General features: G+C 70.8%; 14 protein-coding genes and 4 tRNA genes. 14 read left to right on the forward strand and 4 right to left on the reverse strand.

Going from position 1 to position 18,215, the window contains the following annotated elements; all coding sequences use genetic code 11:
• Nucleotides 1-12 precede the first annotated feature (12 nt).
• From AW274_RS02220 to AW274_RS02240, 5 genes are all read left to right on the forward strand, one after another.
• On the forward strand, nt 13-1,401 hold the full coding sequence (locus AW274_RS02220; RefSeq protein ID WP_062428816.1) for a M14 family zinc carboxypeptidase: 1,389 nt from the start codon (nt 13-15) through the stop codon (nt 1,399-1,401).
• Nucleotides 1,402-1,430: 29 nt separating this feature from the next.
• Nucleotides 1,431-1,502 (forward strand) — tRNA-Gly (locus AW274_RS02225).
• A 1-nt stretch (nt 1,503) separates the two neighbouring features.
• A tRNA-Cys gene (locus AW274_RS02230) sits at nt 1,504-1,577 on the forward strand.
• Nucleotides 1,578-1,648: 71 nt separating this feature from the next.
• A tRNA-Gly gene (locus AW274_RS02235) sits at nt 1,649-1,720 on the forward strand.
• A 13-nt stretch (nt 1,721-1,733) separates the two neighbouring features.
• A tRNA-Val gene (locus AW274_RS02240) sits at nt 1,734-1,808 on the forward strand.
• Nucleotides 1,809-2,636: 828 nt separating this feature from the next.
• Here the strand turns inward: AW274_RS02240 and AW274_RS02245 are convergent.
• Nucleotides 2,637-3,023 (reverse strand): winged helix-turn-helix transcriptional regulator, encoded by a 387-nt coding sequence (locus AW274_RS02245; protein WP_198168984.1) that lies wholly within the window; start codon nt 3,021-3,023, stop codon nt 2,637-2,639.
• Between the two features lie 157 nt (nt 3,024-3,180).
• Between AW274_RS02245 and AW274_RS02250 the strand changes: the two genes are divergently transcribed.
• Nucleotides 3,181-4,128 (forward strand): NADP-dependent oxidoreductase, encoded by a 948-nt coding sequence (locus AW274_RS02250; RefSeq protein ID WP_062428818.1) that lies wholly within the window; start codon nt 3,181-3,183, stop codon nt 4,126-4,128.
• Nucleotides 4,129-4,166: 38 nt separating this feature from the next.
• Nucleotides 4,167-4,931, forward strand: coding sequence for an SDR family NAD(P)-dependent oxidoreductase (locus AW274_RS02255; RefSeq protein WP_062428819.1), 765 nt, complete (start codon nt 4,167-4,169; stop codon nt 4,929-4,931).
• A 24-nt stretch (nt 4,932-4,955) separates the two neighbouring features.
• Here AW274_RS02255 and AW274_RS02260 read toward each other — a convergent pair whose 3' ends face one another.
• Nucleotides 4,956-5,543, reverse strand: coding sequence for a TetR/AcrR family transcriptional regulator (locus tag AW274_RS02260; RefSeq protein ID WP_083973776.1), 588 nt, complete (start codon nt 5,541-5,543; stop codon nt 4,956-4,958).
• 64 nt (nt 5,544-5,607) lie between these two features.
• Here AW274_RS02260 and AW274_RS02265 point away from each other — a divergent pair, with 64 nt between their 5' ends.
• The 4 genes from AW274_RS02265 (at nt 5,608) to AW274_RS02280 (ending at nt 11,574) form a co-directional block, all read left to right on the forward strand.
• Nucleotides 5,608-6,408 carry an SDR family NAD(P)-dependent oxidoreductase gene (locus AW274_RS02265; protein ID WP_062428821.1) on the forward strand — a complete coding sequence of 267 codons (801 nt, stop codon included), beginning with the start codon at nt 5,608-5,610 and terminating at the stop codon, nt 6,406-6,408.
• A gap of 47 nt (nt 6,409-6,455) precedes the next feature.
• Nucleotides 6,456-6,896: a nuclear transport factor 2 family protein gene (locus AW274_RS02270; protein WP_062428823.1), complete on the forward strand. Its 441-nt coding sequence runs from the start codon at nt 6,456-6,458 to the stop codon at nt 6,894-6,896.
• 243 nt (nt 6,897-7,139) lie between these two features.
• Entirely contained in the window at nt 7,140-7,841 is a 702-nt protein-coding gene (locus tag AW274_RS02275) for a pentapeptide repeat-containing protein (RefSeq protein ID WP_062428826.1), read from the forward strand.
• A gap of 328 nt (nt 7,842-8,169) precedes the next feature.
• On the forward strand, nt 8,170-11,574 hold the full coding sequence (locus tag AW274_RS02280) for a phosphodiester glycosidase family protein (protein WP_198168985.1): 3,405 nt from the start codon (nt 8,170-8,172) through the stop codon (nt 11,572-11,574).
• 73 nt (nt 11,575-11,647) lie between these two features.
• Here AW274_RS02280 and AW274_RS02285 read toward each other — a convergent pair whose 3' ends face one another.
• Nucleotides 11,648-11,992, reverse strand: coding sequence for a hypothetical protein (locus tag AW274_RS02285; RefSeq protein WP_157519722.1), 345 nt, complete (start codon nt 11,990-11,992; stop codon nt 11,648-11,650).
• A 36-nt stretch (nt 11,993-12,028) separates the two neighbouring features.
• On the opposite strand from AW274_RS02285, the gene AW274_RS02290 reads away from it, so the two are divergent.
• Together AW274_RS02290 and AW274_RS02295 are read left to right on the forward strand one after the other, a co-directional pair.
• Nucleotides 12,029-13,081 (forward strand): STM4015 family protein, encoded by a 1,053-nt coding sequence (locus AW274_RS02290; protein ID WP_157519723.1) that lies wholly within the window; start codon nt 12,029-12,031, stop codon nt 13,079-13,081.
• Between the two features lie 94 nt (nt 13,082-13,175).
• The gene (locus tag AW274_RS02295) at nt 13,176-13,580 is read left to right on the forward strand and encodes a hypothetical protein (RefSeq protein ID WP_062428832.1); all 405 of its coding nucleotides are present in this window, start codon (nt 13,176-13,178) and stop codon (nt 13,578-13,580) included.
• On the opposite strand, the gene AW274_RS02300 is transcribed toward AW274_RS02295, so the two are convergent.
• On the reverse strand, nt 13,581-17,627 hold the full coding sequence (locus AW274_RS02300) for an nSTAND1 domain-containing NTPase (protein ID WP_062428834.1): 4,047 nt from the start codon (nt 17,625-17,627) through the stop codon (nt 13,581-13,583). It abuts the gene before it with no gap.
• Nucleotides 17,628-17,771: 144 nt separating this feature from the next.
• Here AW274_RS02300 and AW274_RS02305 point away from each other — a divergent pair, with 144 nt between their 5' ends.
• Nucleotides 17,772-18,191 (forward strand): SRPBCC family protein, encoded by a 420-nt coding sequence (locus tag AW274_RS02305; RefSeq protein ID WP_062428835.1) that lies wholly within the window; start codon nt 17,772-17,774, stop codon nt 18,189-18,191.
• Nucleotides 18,192-18,215: the final 24 nt, after the last annotated feature.

An 18,215-nucleotide genomic window follows, 5' to 3' on the forward strand; every position in this document is an offset into this window, starting at 1 on the left:
CAAACTTAAGGGATGCTTGCTCCAGACCTGACGCGTGAACTCGGCACCGTCCCCGAGTACGACCGGTTCGCCACCGTCGACGAGGTCAACGAGTGCCTGACCGGCCTGGCCGCCGCCCACCGCGGCCTGACCTCGATCGACCGGATCGGCACCTCACGCCTGGGCGACCCCCTGCTGTGCCTCACCATCGGCGACGGCGACCGCGACGTCGTCGTGGCCGCCGGCCCCCACCCCAACGAGCCCATCGGCGGCCTCACGGTCATGCACCTGGCCTCCCGGCTCTGCGCGGACGTCAGGCTGCGCAACGGCGCCCGCTGGCACATCGTCGGCTGCCTCGACCCCGACGGCACCCGCCTCAACGAGGGCTGGTTCGCCGGGCCGTACACCAAAGCCCACTACGGCCGGCACTTCTACCGCCCCGCCGGCGACGAACAGGTCGAATGGACCTTCCCGTTCACCTACAAACGGTCCTACTTCGACCGCGTCCTGCCGGAAACATTGGCCCTGATGCGCCTGATCGACCGCACCCGCCCCGCCTTCCTCACCACCCTCCACAACGGCGAACTCGGCGGCGTCTTCTACTACCTCTCGCGCCCCGAGCCGGAACTCCAGTCGGTGCTCACCGAACTCCCGGCCCTGTTCGGCCTCCCCCTCCACGTCGGCGAACCCGAACACCCCGCCATCGGCCAGCTCGCCCCCGCGATCTTCCTCACCCCCCGCATGGAGGAGACCTACGACTACGTCGAAGCCCTCGGCCAGGATCCGACCGAGGTCATCACCGGCGCCGCCTCCGACACCTACGCCGCCCGCTGGGGCACCCTCTGCCTCACCGCCGAACTCCCCTACTGGGTCGACCCCGCCGCCGGCGACACCTCCGAGACCGAGATCCCGTACGGGGAACTGATCCGCACCCAGGCCGCCCACCTGCGCGAGACCGCCACCACCCTGGAGGAGACCCTCACCGGCGTCACCGCCGACCTGATCAGCTCCTCCCCCTTCCTACGCGCCTCCCGCTTCTTCATCCCGATGCTCGCCAGCATCGCCGCCACCGACGAGAACCGCTCCACCGCCTCCAGCGCCTCCCGCCCCGCCACCGCCGCCGAGGTCTCCTCGTGCCGCGACCTCGTCCACAGCTACCGCCTCCGCTTCGGCGGCATGCTGCTGCGCGCCCTCGAAGGCGAAATGGCCATCGGCAACGGCACCCCCGCCATCAGACGCGGCTGCCGGACCCTGTCGGAGACCTACGAAAAATGGTGCGTGAACGCCGAAAACGAGATGTCCGACCAGACGATCCCCATCGCCCACCTGGTCGCCATCCAGTACGGCGCGATCCTCGCAGGCGCGCGGCACGCGCTTGGTGCGCACGAGCACCCGGGAAACACGCTAAAGTCTTCTTCGTGAGGCCGACCCGGAAGGGAACGGCGGATCACGCGGAAGTGGCTCAGGGGTAGAGCATCACCTTGCCAAGGTGAGGGTCGCGGGTTCGAATCCCGTCTTCCGCTCGGTGGAGTGGCCGAGAGGCGAGGCAGCGGCCTGCAAAGCCGCGTACACGGGTTCAAATCCCGTCTCCACCTCCAGGTCGTCACGAAGGCTCGTGAAGTCCGCTAGAGTAAGACAGGTGTCGCGGAGGTAAATCCGAGGCGACCACGCGGAAGTGGCTCAGGGGTAGAGCATCACCTTGCCAAGGTGAGGGTCGCGGGTTCGAATCCCGTCTTCCGCTCGGAAGTTTGCTTGGACGATTAGCTCAGCGGGAGAGCGCTTCCCTGACACGGAAGAGGTCACAGGTTCAATCCCTGTATCGTCCACCAGGAGACGGGAGACCTGCGGTCGGCGCTTTGGCGCCTTCGGCGGGTCTCCTTCGTTTATACGGGGGGACGACCCCCCGAACCCCCCGATGTCAGGGGGCTTCGCCCCCTCACGCTCCCCCTGGCCCGCTGTCGCGGTCCTGGCCGTCGCATTCGCTCCGGGGCGCTGCGCTTTCAGCGAAGGGCTCCGCCCCTCGCGCTCCCTGGAACGGCCTCGCTTCGCTCGGGCTGCACTCGCTTCGCTCGATTGATCCGAATTTCGTTCATACGTTGTACAGCACGAGAGGAATACAGCAAGGGCGCCTTAGCGATGCGCTTGCGCGCTTCATTAGCGTCGAATTGGGGCAGCCGCCACTTTCGTTCGAGGTCTCCGTTAACGTCGCGTACCCGGCTCCCGCTGGCGTGTAAACGCGGCTAGGACGCTCACCGCTTGTTCACTTTAGACCGCCGGCCCATCACGAAGGTGAGGTCAACGGGAGAGCGCCAACAGCCTGCAGTCCTGGCATGGTCTGCGGCGTGACAGTCTGGCCGCAGTCAATCCCTGTACGGCAGAGAACATCGTTGGTGACGAGCCATGGCCCCTTCCCCGGCTGTCGTCAAGGGCAGGACAGCCACAGGCGCGGCGCAGAAGGTTCTCCACTGCCTCCTGCTGTCCGGCGGGCCTGATCAGGTGCGGACCCCTCTAGGGGTTCGGCACCGCCTGCTGCGACCTCCGGGCTCGAACTGTGGTTGCCGCTGATCACCGGCGGCCGGCCGGCGTGGGTATCGCGGCGACCTCGTTGTCGGATCCGCTGCTGATCGCGCTTTCGCATCAGGAGTTCGCGGCTGGGCTCAGGTGCGAGCGTCGAAGCCCGATCTCGACTCCAGGATCCCGGCGGCGTTGTCCTCCGCCCAGCCGGCCAGGTCTCGGACCACCTTGAGCAAGCTGATCCCGCGCGGGGTCAGCGCGTAGTCGACGCGCGGAGGCTTGGTGTCGTAGACGGTCCTGGTCACCAGGCCGTCGCGCTCCAGCCCTTGCAAGGTTGCGCTGAGCATGCGTTTGGTGATGGGCCTGCTCATCCGGCTGAGCTCGTTGAACCTGCGGGTGGTGTCGTCGAGCTGGCAGATGACGACGACCGACCACTTGTCGCCGATGCGTTCGAGCACGTCGCGGATCAGGGCGAGGCGGGCTTCCTCGCACAGCGCGGCGTCCGGTGCCTCCATGAGCGGCTGCGACATGTCGGCAGTATACGGCAGATACCAGGTTCCGATCTGGGCGGTTCCCTGAGCGATACCTGGTCATGGTGAAGTGCCTCCTTGTGGCTCCTCCGAAGTCGGTGAGAAGGTACTGAAGTCAGACCTGGTATACATTCGGAACCATTCGGGAGCTGCAACGATGCAAGCGATCGGAGTGTATGAGTTCGGGGGACCCGAGGCTCTGCGTGTCCTCGACCTGCCCGAGCCCCACGCCGGGCCCGGTGAGGTTCGGGTGCGGGTACACGCGGCGGCGGTGAACCCGGCCGACACCCTGCTGCGCTCCGGCGTCAACGCGTGGGCGTTCGCCGGGGTGCCCGGTCCCTACGTGCCCGGCCTCGACGTCGCCGGGGTGGTCGACGAGATCGGGCCCGACACCGAGACCGAATTGTCCCTGGGGCAATCGGTGATGGCGATGGTGACGCCGCTGGGCGGCTATGCCGAACATGTGGTGTTGCCAGCCGGATGGGTGGTCCGGGCGTCGGCGGACGCCGATCACGTGGAGGCGGCGACGCTTCCGATGAACGGGCTCACCGCGCTGCTGGCGCTCGACCTGCTGGCGCTCACTCCCGGGGCGGTGCTGGGCGTCGTCGGCGCCGCCGGGACCCTCGGCGGGTATCTCGTCCAGCTGGCCGTCCACGCCGGACTGACCGTGGTCGCCGACGCCTCGCCCGCCGACGAGGCGCTGGTCCGTCGCCTAGGTGCGACCGAAGTCGTGGTCAGGGCGCCTGACGTCGCCGAACGCATCCGGGCCCGTTACCCGGACGGGGTGGACGCCGTCGCCGACACGGCGCTGGTCGGGCCGCGGCTGCTCGCCGCCGTTCGTGACGGAGGCGGCTACGCCCGTTTCCGCAGTGGCGACGAGCCGGGTGGTCACGAGTTCGGCGAGGACGACCGGGTCGCGGTGCGGGCGGTGTTCGTCCCCGACTACGCGGGCCGGACCGACAAGCTGCACCGGATCCGCGAACTGGCCGAATCAGGGGTGCTCACGCCGCGCGTCGCGGCCACCCTGCCGGCCGCCGAGGCGGCCCTCGCCCACCGGCGGCTCGAAGCCGGCGGCCTGCGTGGCCGTCTGGTCCTCACCTTCTGACATCTCCTTTCATCCACTTCACCGACACAGGAGTCGACGTGTCCGCACATCTCACCGACAAAGTCATTCTGATCACCGGCGCCACCTCCGGCATGGGCCGCGCCACCGCCGAGCGCATCGCGGCCGAGGGCGCGAAGGTCGTCTTGGCCGCACGCGGCAAGGAGGCCGGTGACGCTCTGGTGGCGAGCATCCGCGGCGGCGGAGGGGAGGCCACGTTCGTGCCCGCCGACGTGACGGTGGAGGCCGACTCGGCGGAGCTGGTCAGGCAGGCGGTGAGCCGGTACGGCCGCCTCGACGGCGTGTTCAACAACGTCGGCGCCGCCACGGCGCCCGGTCCGGTGACCGACGTCGACGCCGACGCCTGGCACGCCGAACTGGCCCTCAACCTCACCAGCGTCTTCTACGGCCTCAAGCACCAGATCCCGGCCCTGCGGGCGAGCGGCGGCGGCGCGATCGTGAACAACGCGTCCGTCACCGGCGTCCAGGGCCAGTCCGGCTTCTCCGCCTACGCCGCCGCCAAGCACGGCGTCATCGGGCTCACCCGGTCAGCGGCGCTGGAGACGGCCGAGACGGCCATCCGGATCAACGCCCTGGTCACCGGCGGCGTCGACACCCCGCTTCTGCGGGGCGGCATGGGCCCCACCCCGGACGAGGCGCTGCGGGCCGCCGGCGCGATGCACCCGCTCGGGCGGATCGGGCGGCCGGAGGAGATCGCCGCCTTCGTGGCGTTCCTGCTGAGCGACGAGGCCGCGTTCATCACCGGAGCCGCCCTCGCGATCGACGGCGGGATGACCGCCGCCTGACGGGGCGCCGACCGGCACGGCTGTTCAGCCGTCGGCCGGCGTGTCGAGCACCCGCAGGAGCGCTGCGGCGTACCGGGTGAGATCTTCCGGATGCGCTTTCACGAGCGCGGTGGTGCCCAGGACGCGGCGCATCAGCCACACCCCCGCCTGGACGGCGAGCATCAGTTCGGCCCGCGCCTCCGCGTCGGGGCCGGAGAGTTCCTCACTCAGGTGCCGCGCGGCGTGCCGGCCGATCGCGTCCCGCATGATCTCCGCGGCCCTCGGGCTGGCGGCCGACCGGAGCATGAGCAGGAACGGCCCGAGTTCCTCGGCGTCGGGCGCCGTCCGTGAGACGAGAGTCCGCGCGGTCTGCTCGGCGAGTTCGGGTCCCGTTCCGGTGATGACGGTACGCGGGGCGAAGGACACGTCGACCGCCTCGGCGAACAGCTGCTCCTTCGACCCGAAGTAGCGGTTGATGAGCATCGCGGTCACGCCCGCGTCCCGGGCGATGTCGCGTACTCCCACCCCGTCGTAGCCGTGCCGGGTGAAGGCGGCGACCGCCGCATCGAGGATGGCTTGCCGGGTCCCGGCGGCGTCGCGTCTGCGCCGGTCAGGGGCGGTCTCGTCGGTCATTCTACAACTGTATACTTCCACGAAAGTCTACACCTGTAGACAAAATGATTCGGGGAGGAACACCATGAACCTGCACCTGAGCGGACGACGCGCGCTGGTCACCGGCTCCAGTTCCGGCATCGGGGAAGCCGTCGCCAGGGCCCTGGCCGCCGAGGGGGCCGACGTCGTCGTCCACGGCCGCGACCGCACCCGGGCCGAATCCGTCGCCGCCGCCATCCGCGCCGAAGGCGGCGGCGCCCAGGTGGCCATCGGCGACCTGACCACCGACGCGGGCGCCGACGCCGTCGCCGAGGCCGCGCTGGGCGGCGGGCCGATCGACATCCTGGTCAACAACGCCGGCGCCTACCGGCACCTCTCCTGGCACGACGCCTCCGCCGAGGACTGGCGTCAGACCTACGAGATCAACGTCATCTCGGGGGTCCGCATGATCAAGCGGATCGTCCCGGGCATGCGCGAACGCGGCTGGGGCCGGGTCGTCCAGATCGGCGGCGGCCTCGCCGTGCAGCCGATCGCCGACCTCCCGCACTACACAGCGACCCTGGCCGCGCGCCACAACCTCGCCGTCTCACTCGCGCGGGAGTTGCGAGGCAGCGGCGTCACCTCCAACACCGTCTCCCCCGGCGCCGTCCTGGTCGACGCCGTCGAACGTCTCGTCACCGATCTCGCCCCCGTGCGCGGCTGGGGCGAGTCATGGGAGGAGATCGAACCCCGCGCGATCGACACGCTGGCCCCCAACGACGTCGGCCGGTTCGGCCGCGCCGACGAGATCGCCGCCGCGGTCCTCTACCTCACCGGCCCGCTCGCCGACTACGTCACCGGCACCACGCTGCGGGTGGACGGCGGCACCGTCAAAGGCGTCCACTGACGCGCCGCGGCGACACGACACCCACCTCTTACCTTCAGGAGTTCCCCGTGACGACCATCGACGACGTCGAAGAGATCAAGCGGCTCAAGGCGCGCTACTTCCGGTTCCACGACCTCAAGATGTGGGACGCCTTCCTCGGGCTGTTCACCCCGGACGTCCACATCGAGATCGGCGACACGGTGATGCGCGACCCCGCCGCGATGGTCCGCATCACCAGCGCCTGGGTCGGGGACGCGACCACCGTCCACCGGGGCTTCATGCCCGAGATCGACGTCACCGGGCCCGACACCGCCACCGGCGTCTGGAGCATGGACGACTACCTCGTCTGGCCGGAGAAGGACGGCCTCACACAGGGCATGCGGGGCTACGGGCACTACTACGAGCGATACCGGAAGATCGACGGCAGTTGGCTGATCAGCGCACTGCGGCTTGACCGCCTGAAGGTCGAGGTCTTCGAAGGCGGCCTGCCTCCCGTCCCCACCGTGTGACGACGTCCCGGGCCCAGCCTATTTCCCGGCCGGGCTTTCCGGTTATCGCAGGCGTTCCGGAACGGAGAAAGGTCCACGTTTCACGTTTCTCTTCACCGGGGTATTTCTAGCGCGATAATGCTTGATTCTGCATAAAGGCGATTCAGTGATCGTCTCCCGAAGGATTCGAGCATCTGAAAGGCAGAAGCCGGTCGAGGGTCAGGTGGGGTGTAGAATCACCGCTCTCCGTGAACGGGAAGAACCATGAGACATCCCGAGGTCATTCTCGGAGCCGATCTCGACCGGGCCGATTTCACCGGGCAGAAGCTGACTGATCTCGTCATCGGCGAGGGCAGCAGGCTGACGCGGTGCGACTTCACCGGTGCCGTCGTTCGCGGTGGGTCGCTGGGGGCGGGCATGCATCCCACCGAATACCTGGAGTGCGATTTCAGCGGCGCGCGGCTGAAGCAGGTGTCACCGGGCCGCGCGTCGTTCATCTCCTGCGTGTTCAACGGCGTGCAGATCATGAACATGATGTCGCTGGAGGCCGAATTCGTCGACTGCACCTTCACCGGTCTGCTGAAGTCGGTCACCTTCAGCGCCACGCCCGATCTGTTCGACGACCGGCTCCTGCGGACCCGTAACCGATTCTCGGGCAATGATTTCTCCGGCGCCGAACTACGCGAGGTCGCCTTCCGCGGAGGTGTCGACCTTGACGCCCAGCGTCTCCCCGGCGGCGACGGGTTCCTCCTGCTGCGACAGGCGGCCGGGATCCTCACCGAGGCGAGGAAGGACATCGCCACCTGGACCTCCACGCCAGACCGGGATGAGGCGTCGATCGTGACCGGCGTCCTCCTCGACGAAACGGCGATGGGTCAGCGTGACCTGTTCATCGCGACCTCATTCCTGACCAAGCGCCTCTCACCGGATTACGCTCAGCGACTGCTGTCGATCATCGCGGCCTAGAGCCTGAGGCCCAGTCCCGCAGCGGGCCCACGTCGCCCCGAGGTGGTCGAGGCATACCTGGCGTGGCCGGCCCCGTCGGCGATGCCGAGCCTGCCGCGCGGCGTCGATCGCGCCTCTCCGGCGGTCGGTGGGCCGACGGCTCTTCGGCCAGGCTTCATTGGGTGCTCGTGGGCGCGTCACCAGCGCTTTCCTGGTGATCTCTTTAATCGGGTGCTTGTGCCCTTGATCCAACTGGGCGCAGCGGGGGCGTCATCCCCGTGTCATCACATGACCCGAGGTAGCAATGAAATCGATGGTCTCGAACCATCCACGTACGAAGCTTCTGCTGGTGGCGCTTGCCGCGGCGACGACGTTGGCGGTCTCACCTGCCGCCGTGTACGCGGACGGCACCGCGCCGGTCACCGGCGGCATCCCCCTGATCGACACGACCGAGCAGATCGGGCCGGGGATCGCGTTACAGCACGTCAAGGCGCTCGACCAGAAGGGCTGGTACGACGCGCGGTTCCTCACCGTCGACCTGTCGAACACGGCCGTCAGCACCGATCTGCTGACCGCCGGACCGGTCGCGGCCGGAGGGCCGCTCAGCGTCGCCGCCAACAAGGTGGGGGCCGTCGCGGGGGTCAACGGGGAGTTCTTCGACATCGGCAACTCCAACGCGGCGCTCGGCGGCGAGGTCCTCGACGGGCAGCTCAGGAAGACCGCTGACATCGGCGGCCGCCAGCACGTCGGCGTCAGCAAGGACGGCGTCGCCCAGCTGGTGAACCTCATGGTGAACGCGGCCGCGAACTTCTCGGGCGCGGACCACAAGGTGCTGTCCGTCAACGCCGCGAACGGCGGCGGGGTCCCGGCTGACGGGCTGATCGCGTTCACCTCGGCGTGGGGTGAGTACAGCCGCAACCGCGGCATGACCGGCGTGGGCAACGACCAGATCGCCGAGGTGCTGGTCCGGAACGGGTCGGTCGTCTCTGTCACGCCGAACGGTCCTGCGGGTTCTGGGGCGATTCCGGACGACGGCTTCGTGCTCGTCGGGCGTGGCGCCGCGGCGACCGCGATTCGCGCGTTGCAGCCCGGCAACCCGGTGACGCTCAGCTACGCGCTCGCCGACGAGGCCGCCAAGACGATGAAGTTCGCGCTCGGCCACGGCGGCACCGTCGTCACCGGCGGCCAGGTCGTGCCCGGCCTCGACACCTCGATCGCCCCGCGCACCGCGCTCGGCTTCAAGGACGGCGGCCGCACGCTCGTGCTCGCCACCTGGGACGGGCCGGGCGGCACCGGCAAGGGCGGCGTCGGGATCGACAAGGAGGCGCGTGACCTCGTCGCGATGGGCGTGCAGACCGCGGTCAACCTCGACGGCGGCGGCTCGACCACGATGGTCGCCCGCGAGCTCGGCGAGGACGCCGCGACCGTGCGCAACGTGCCGTCCGACGGGCGGGAGCGCAACGACCCGAACGGCGTGGGGGTGTTCGTCGCCAAGGGCGACGGCAAGCTGCACGAGCTGCTGATCAAGCCCGCGGCCGGGCTGAAGGTCTTCCCGGGGCTGCGTCTTCCGCTCCTCGCGGCGGGCGTCGACGACCACCAGACGCCGGTCGGCGTCGACGCCGGTTCCGTGCAGTGGTCTGCTCGCGGAGCGTCCGTCGAGGGCGGGACGCTGGTGGCGCCGGACAAGCCGAACGGGCGGATCAGCGTCGACGCCCGCGTGGGCGCCGTGGTCGCGAAGCCCGTGAAGGTCACCGTTCTCGACCCGGTCAGCGCGGTCGAGTTGTCGTCCAAGAGGCTTTCCATCGCCGAGGCGACGCCCGCCAACGCGGTGACCGTCTCCGTGACCGGGCGCAACGCGCAGGGGTACGCGGCCCCGATCGACCCCCGGGACCTCACGCTCGACTACGACCACGCCGTCGTCGACATCCAGCCGGTGGACGGCAAGCTGAAGATCACCCCCCTCACGGCCGCGGGCACCATTCTCACGGTCTCGGTCGGCGGCGCGTCGGTCCAGCTGCCGATCACGGTCGGCGTCGAGACCAAGACGGTCTACGACTTCGACGACGACGTGCTGGCCCGCTGGCGCAACAACAGCACTGCGGCCACGACGTTCTCGGCCGACCCCGACGGGCTGCGGATCGACTTCAACGCCATGCGCAACGTGGGCATCACCGCCGCGTCGGCGGCCCGGCGCATCGCCGTGCCCGGCCAGCCGCTGCGGGTGCGCGTGCGGATCAAGTCGAGCATCGACGTGCCGAACGGCCTGACGTACCTGGCCTACACCGACGCGAACGGCAAGGGCACCGGCGTCTACGGCACCGCCCTGACCGCGAGCGGCGACTGGCAGAACGCGACGTTCACGATGCCGGCGAACACGCCGTTCCCGATCTCGATCTCGGGCTTCCAGGGCATCAACACGAGCGTCCCGCAGCAGAAGGCGGGCACGTTCGTCCTGGACCGCATCGAGGCCGACGTCCCGACGTCGATCGACCTGCCCGCCCAGCCCGACCTGCGGCCCGACCCGCTCATCTCCGACGACGGCTCGCTGCCCGAGGGCGCCGGCACGTGGCGGTTCGCCACCCTGTCGGACGTGCAGTTCACCGCCGACAACCCGGCGCTGACCCAGGTCGCGACCGCCGCCGTCAGGCGGATCCGCGCGACCAAGCCGGACCTGGTCGTCCTCAACGGTGACATCACCGACCGCGGCCTGCCGCAGGACCTCGCGCTCGCCCGCCAGGTGCTCACCGACGCCGGGTGCGACCTCGTCCCGGTCGGCCAGGAGCCGCCGGCGGACAGCACGCCCAACCCGGACGCCGGCTCGATCCCGTGTTACTACGTGCCGGGCAACCACGAGTCCTACGGTCTCAACAACGTCCAGTCCGACCTGACGAACTTCATCAAGGAGTTCGGGCAGCCGTACCGGACGTTCGACCACAAGGGCACCCGGTTCATCCTGCTCGCCAGCTCGATCGGGTCGCTGCGCTCGACGGCCTGGGACCAGCTCCCCATGCTGCAGAAGGCGCTCGGGGACGCCGAGAAGGACACCTCGGTGCACAACGTCGTCGTGTTCGCCCACCACCCGGTGGACGACCCCGCCGAGACCGATTCCAGCCAGCTCGGCGACCGCGACGAGGTCGCGCTGATCGAGAACCTGCTGACCGACTTCCGCGACACCACGGGCAAGGGCACCGCGATGGTCGGCTCCCACGCCCAGATCGCCGACGTCCACCGCCTCGAAGGCGTGCCGTACATGGTGCTGCCGTCGTCGGGCAAGGACCCCTACGGCACGCCCGACCGGGGCGGCTTCACCGGATGGGTCAACTGGTCGGTCGACTCGCGGCGCGACGCCGACAAGCAGTGGCTCGAGGCCGAGGTGCGCGCCTTCGCGCAGTCCATCACGCTCACCACCCCCGACACGCTCAAGGTGGACGAGACGGCGCAGCTCTCGGGCAGCATCGTCCAGCCGTCGGGCGTGTCGGCGGGCACCCGCGTGGTGCCGCTGCGCTACCCGATGTCGGTCGACTGGAGCGGCTCGTCCACCCTGGCGATCGGCAGCGGGCAGGACGCCGTCGACACGGCCGTCCGCAAGGGCCGGGTCGCGATCCTCGACCCGCGCACCCGGACGCTCACCGCGCTGAACCCCGGCACGGTGACCGTGACGGTGACGAACGACTCGATGCGGGCGTACACCGACGACAGTTCGCTGGCGCCGATCACGACGTCGAAGACCATCCAGGTCCTGCCCGGCAAGTGACCGCAGCCTGCAACCGGCGCGGCTGAGGGCGAGCACATACGTGCTCGCCCTCAGTGCTGTCCGGCGCCGACCTTCAGTAGCTGTCGCTCCACCGGTACCACGCACCCCGCAGATGTTCGAAGGTCGACGCCGCTCCCCCGTTGATCTCGTGGGCCGGCGGTCTCCTCTCCGGGCTCCAGACATAACCACTGGGGTCCACACCGACCACGGCCTCGCTCGTCACGAAATAGACGCGGTCGCGGAAGCGGTAGACCCTGATGAACTCGACCCCGCCGATCGTGACTTCCCCGGTCTCCTCCGCACCGATCGTCTCGGCCGCCCGCTCCAATTCGGGAAGGGCGCGCAGGACGAGGTCTTCGTGGCTGGGGCCGCAGGCCGTCAGCGTCATCAGGGCGGCGTACACGACCAGTCTTCTCACCCGCGAATTGTCGGCGATCGCTGGTAGAGATGGCGGATGTTCTTCGAAGGCAATGAGATCTACGGCGACGACCGCGAACACGACCGATATCTCGACGCGCAGTTCCGCGGCAGAACCGCCGATCCTCGTGACTGCGGCGAGACGTTCCTCCCCGAATCCGGGTTCTATGACGTCGACAGGATGGGCGCCCACCGGGAGACCTTCGCCGGGCTTCCCGTGGCCGGATATCGGCTGCTCAAGGGCCGCGCCACCGTCGATCCCGCGCTGGTGGCCTGGCCCCTGCACGGTTGTGAGATGTTCGAGGAGGCCGACGAGGACGGCTACCTCTCGGGGCTGGAGGACCTGCTCGCCGTCGCCGACGGGGCGCGGATCGAGGCCATCGTCGCTCCCGGCATCAGCGCGCGCCACGCGCCCGCGGTGCTCGCGGCCAACGCCCACCGGCTGCCCCGATTACGGTCGCTGTTCCTCGGCTGCACCGATCCCGAATACCAGATCTCCTGGATCACGCACGCTGACATCACCCCGGTCCTGGAGGCGTTTCCCCTGCTGGAGCGGCTGGACGTCCGGGGCGCCGACGGCCTTGAACTGAAGCCCGTCCGCCACTCGTCGCTGAGGATCCTGCGGTTCGAGACCGGAGGGCTGCCCGAAGAGGTCGTGCGGGCGATCGGGGAGAGCGAGTTGCCGGCGCTGGAGCACGTGGAGTTGTGGCTCGGCACGGCCGCCTACGGCGGCGGCGCGACGGTGAACGACCTCGCGGGCATCCTCGGCGGCACGGGTCTGCCGGCGCTGCGCCGGCTGGGCCTGCGCGACAGCGAGATCCAGGACCGGGTGGCCGCAGCCGTGGCGGCCGCGCCGGTCGTCTCCCGGCTGGAGGAGCTCAGCCTGGCCATGGGCAGCCTGACCGACGACGGGGTCGAGGCGCTGCTGACCGGCCAGCCGCTGACCCACCTGCGCCGGCTCGACCTGCACCACCACTTCGTCTCGGAGCCCATGGGCGAACGGCTCCGCGCGGCCCTGCCCGAGGTCGAGATCGACCTCTCCGAACCTCAGGACCGGCGGACGGGGCCGTACATCTCCGTCGCCGAATGACCCGGGACGACGTCGCTGACCAGCCGATATAGCTCGCGTATATCCCGATGACCCAGCGTTCTGCCCGTCAGGTCAACCGGCGTGAAGGAGCGGAATGCGAAAGATCCACAAGCTGGCCCTCGTCTCGGGAACGGTCTCGGCGCTTCTCCTCGGGGTCGCGCCTCCGGCGATGGCCGCCAGTTCGAGTTGTTCGATCCCGCTGTTCTGGACCACGTGCACGACGGGGACGGTGGCCGCGAACTCCGGCACGCACGATCTCATGGTCATCGCCACGAACTGCCCGGGGCCGCTCGGCGGCAAGTCCCTGGCCATCAAGCTCCAGGACGTCGGCACCGGACAGTACTTCTGGTACTCCAGCGTCCCCTACGGCTACGCGCGGTACGTCAAGGTGTCCGGCCTCTACGGCAGTTACAAGCTGCGCCTGGACGGTGAGCCGACCCGGTTCGGTCAGCTCACCACCAACGTGAACGGCTGGACGCCGGGGCTGCGCGCCTGCTGATCAGGCGCAGACCGCCTGGCGGGGAAGGCCGGCGGCGTAGGTGGCCCACTCGGCGGCGGTGAGATCGCGGCCGGAGGCCCGGCACAACCCCGACACCGCCGCGGCGGGGTCGAGGGGCCAGCGGATGATGCGGCCGGAGTCGTCGCCGCTGATCAGTTCGCCGGCCGGGGTGAAAGTCAGGGCCTTGATCGGCAGGGTGGGGCCGGTCAGCCGGGCGAAGGGGCGCCGGCTGGCCAGGTCCCACACGATGATCGTGCGGTCTTCCCCGGCCGAGGCGAGCAGCCGTCCGTCGGCGCTGAAGGCGACGGCGTGGACGGGGGCGGTGTGGCCGGTCAGCGGGGTGGCGACGGTCCGGCCGGCCGGGTCGTGCAGTCTGACGGTCCGGTCGGCGCCCGCGGTGGCGATCGTCCGCCCGTCGGGGCTGAAGGCGACGTCCAGGATCGAGCCGTGGCCGGGACGGACCCGGGTGATCTCCGTGTCGGTGGCTGTGTTCCAGAGCACGAGCAGGTCCGACGGGCCGGCGGAGACGAGCAGCGGGTCGCGGGGGCTGTAGGCGACCACGGTGGACAGGTAGGGCGGGGCGTCGAACGGCGTCTCCTTGGGGGCGGCGGGGTCGGTGACGTCCCAGCGGAACCGGCTGATCGCGGTCGTCACCAGGGTGCGGCCCGATGGGTCGAAGGCGACGCTGGTGGTGGCGCCCGTGCCGGCGTAGCGGGTCTCGCTGAGCCGCCGCCGGGTGGGCACGTCCCACAGGGTGAGGCTGTGGTCGCGGCCGACGGCGGCGAGCACGCGGCCGTCGGGGCTGTAGGCGATCGACCTGACCTGGTCGGGGTGGCCGTCGAGGATGGCGAGGGGGTGCCCGGTCAGGTCCCAGAGCCGGACGGTCCGGTCGCTGCCGGCCGAGGCCGCGGTGGTGCCGTCGGGGCTGATCTGGAGGTCGTTGACGGCCTGGTCGTGGCCGCCGAAGAGCGGGACCGCGTGCTCGCGGATCACGATCGACGGGCCCATGCCGCCCGAGGCGAGCCGGGAGCCGTCGGCGCTGAGGGCCAGGGCCCTGGTCTCGGCGCGGCTGCGGTCGAGGTAGGTCTCGACGGGTCGCCGGCGGGTCAGATCCCAGACGGTGATCTTGCCGTCCTCGTCGGCCACCGCCACCCGGTCTCCGGCGGGGGCGGACACGTCCCACGCGTAGGGGCCGCCGGTCGGCAGCGCGAACATGGGGGTGACCTCGTCGCGGGTCAGCCGCCAGAACTTGGCCCCGCCGGTGTCGGAGGCGGTGACCAGCGTCTCCCCGGAGACGATCACGCGGTGCACGCGCTCCGTGGGCACCTCGGCGTGGCGGCGGCCGGTGCGGACGTCCAGCACGACCGGGTGCTCCGGTCCGGCGGCGACCAGCAGCGAGTTCCCGGCGGCGAAGGCCAGCGAGCCGACGGACGGCCCGCCCGTGCCGATCGATCGGCGGGTGCCGGCGGGCAACGTCCACAGGTCTATGGCGCCGTCGTCGTGGCCGGCCGCGAGCGTGCGGCCGTCGGTGGAGAAGGCCATGGCGGGGGTGAGTTCGGTGAGCCGTTCGGTGAAGACGGCCTTCATGGTGGTGGTGTCCCAGACGACGATCGAGCCGCGCGCCCCCTTCGCGACGGGTTCGCGGGCGGTGGAGGCGAGGTAGCGCCCGTCGCCGCTGAACGCGGCGCTCCTGACGTACAGCGGCACGTCGGTCTGGTGATCGGTGAGGGTGGCGATCCTGCGGTGGTCGCGGTCCCACACGCCGACGGTGCCGTCGACTCCGGCGGCGGCCATCATGCCGCCGTCGGGGCTGAACGCCAGCGCGTAGACGCCGGCCCCGCCGGGGCGGACCTCGACGCGCCGCCGGGCCGCCGCGGCGACGCTCAGCACCCCGCCGACCGTCTCGGCGTCGGCGGTGAGGCGGTGGGCGGCGACGGCCAGCAGGCCGGCCAGGTCGGGGTCGGTGTCGAGCAGGAACCGGGCCGTCAGCGACAACCGGCCGGAGGCCGCGATGTGCTGCTGGCGCTGGGCTTCGCGGCTCTGGCCGACCGCGACGCCGCCGCTGACGAAGGCCAGCAGGAGCAGCGCCGCGATCCCGGCGACCAGTCGCTTCAGCAGCCGGTTGCGGCGGCGTACCGCGACGAGTTCGCCCTGCTCGGCGGACCGGGACGCGGACAGGAAGGCGGCCTCCAGCGTGTTCGGCTCGTCCGGGTGCTCGTCGGCCCAGGTCAGAGCCGACGACAGGCGCGAGCCTCGGTAGAGCGTGCCGGGGTCGCGGTGGTGGTCGTCCCAGAGCCGGGCGGCCTCGGTGACGCCGCGGTGCACCAGGAGCGCCGCGCGGTCGTCGGTGAGCCAGCCGCGCAACCGGGGCCAGTTGCGGATCAGCGCCTCGTGCGCGACCTCGGCCGTGCCCTCGCCGAGGGTGACCAGCCGGGCGGCGGCCAGCCGCAGCAGCACGCCGGTGACCACCGGTTCGGCGGCGATGCCAACCAGTTCGGTGGTGGCGACCGGACGGCGGGTGTCCTCGGTGCCCTCTCCCAGGGCCGACAGCCGCAGGAAGATGCGCCGGGCCGCCTGGCGTTCCTCGGGGCCGAGGCCGGCGTACACCTGCTCGGCGGTCTGGGCGATGGCCCCGGCGACGCCGCCGGTGCCCTGGTAGGCGTCCAGGCTGAGCAGGGTGCCCTCGCGGGCCCGCCACGTTTCCAGGAGGGCGTGCGAGACGAGCGGCAGCCCGCCCGGTTCGGCGACGGCGGCGGCGACGATCTCGGCCAGCATCTCGGGCTGCACCCGCAACCCCGCCCGCGCGGCCGGGCCGACGACGATGTCCCGCAACTCGGCCGTCGACGGCGGTCCCACCAGCACCTGCGCCTCGCCGGTGAGCGCGTCGACGAGGTCGGGATAGCGGGTCAGCCGGCCCAGGAAGTCGGCCCGGACGCCCAGGACCACCCGCCGCCCGGGTTCCAGCAGCCGGGCCACGAACGCGCGCCGTTCCGCCTCGTCGGCGCAGAGCGTGAAGACCTCCTCGAACTGGTCGACGACCAGCAGCCCGCCGGTCTCCTCCGGCACCTGGGCGAGCGGGTGCTCCCCCGGCGTGACCAGCACGCCGTCGGGCCGGGCCCCGAGCAGCCCGGCGCGCAGCAGCGACGACTTGCCGCTGCCCGAGGCGCCGTACACCGCGACGAGCGGCAGCCGGTCGGACAGGTCGGCCAGCCGGTCGCGCAGCGCCTCCCGTCCGAAGAACCAGGCGGCGTCCGCCGCCTGAAAGGCCGCCAGTCCCCGGTACGGGCACTCGCCGGTGTCGGACGGCAGGGGGATCAGCTCCTCGTCGCCCCGCAACATCGCCTCGTGCAGCCGCCGCAGATCGAGGCCGGGTTCGACGCCGAGCTCCCGGTCGAGCACCTCCCTGGCCTCGTGGAAGCCCTCCAGCGCCTCGGCCTGCCGTCCGGATCGGTAGAGCGCCAGCATCAGGTGGGCGCGCAGCCCCTCGCGGAAGGGGTGCCGCCGGACCAGTTCGGTGAGCTCGGCGACGCTGTCGCCGGGACGGCCGGCCCGCAACATCGCGGTCGCCCACGACTCGGCCGCGGCGAGCCGGGCCTCGTCGAGGGCGCCCGCGGCCTCGGCGACCGGCGGGCAGTCGGCGAACCCCTCGAACGCCTCGCCCCGCCACATCCTCAGGGCCTCGCCCACCCTCTTGGCGGCCAGTTCGGCCTCTCCGGCCTCCAGCGCCGCCTCGCCCTGGGCGGTCAGGTCGCGGAAGCGGCGGGCGTCGAGCCCGGGGGCGTGCAGGGTGTAGCCGCCGGGCCCGCGGGTCACCACGTCGTCGCCCAGGGTCCGGCGCAGGCGGTGGACGTACAGGTAGAGGTTGTGCCGTGCCGACGCCGGCGGCCGGTCGCCCCAGACGGCCTCGATCAGCGTCTCGGCCGAATGCGGCCGGCCGGCCCCGGCCAGCAGGACGGCGAGCGTCAGCCGCAGCTTGCGGGCGTCTCCGAGAGAGACCTCGGCCCCGTCCCGGATGACCCGCAACGGCCCCAGCACGTTGAATTCCATCCGGCTTCACGACTCCCGGGCCAGAGCTTGACGATCAAGGAGCCCAGGTTCGCGACGCCCCTTCCTCCTGTCAAGAAGGAAGATCTGGCTCCCGCGTCCGCGCGGAGGTACACACAGGAGTGCCCCCCACATCAGGAGACCACCATGGCCAGTACGACCGCGTCCGCCGACCTCGACGCCTCCCCCGACCGGGTCTGGGCCCTGATGGGCGGCTTCGGCTCGCTGCCCGACTGGTTGCCCTCCATCACGTCCAGTGAGCTGCTGGAGGGTGGCCGTGTCCGCAGGGTCGTCACCAAGGACGGCGTCGTCATCGTCGAGCGCCTGCAGCACTTCGACGATCAGGCCCGCACCTACGGCTACTCCGCGGGCGAGTTGCGTCTCCCCGTGCGCGACTACCGGGCCGTGATCGCCGTCCTCGGCGTCCCCGGCGCTCCGGAGAGGTCCCGCGTCGAGTGGACGGGCACGTTCACGCCCGACGGGGCCACCGAGGAGGAGGCGGTCGCGGTCGTCCATCGGGTGCTGAGCGGTGGGCTCGATTCGCTGCGGCGGGCGCTCGACGGCTGAACGGGCGAGGGCCTCCCCCAGAAG

Source organism: Herbidospora daliensis (assembly GCF_001570585.1).
Lineage (GTDB): Bacteria > Actinomycetota > Actinomycetes > Streptosporangiales > Streptosporangiaceae > Herbidospora > Herbidospora daliensis.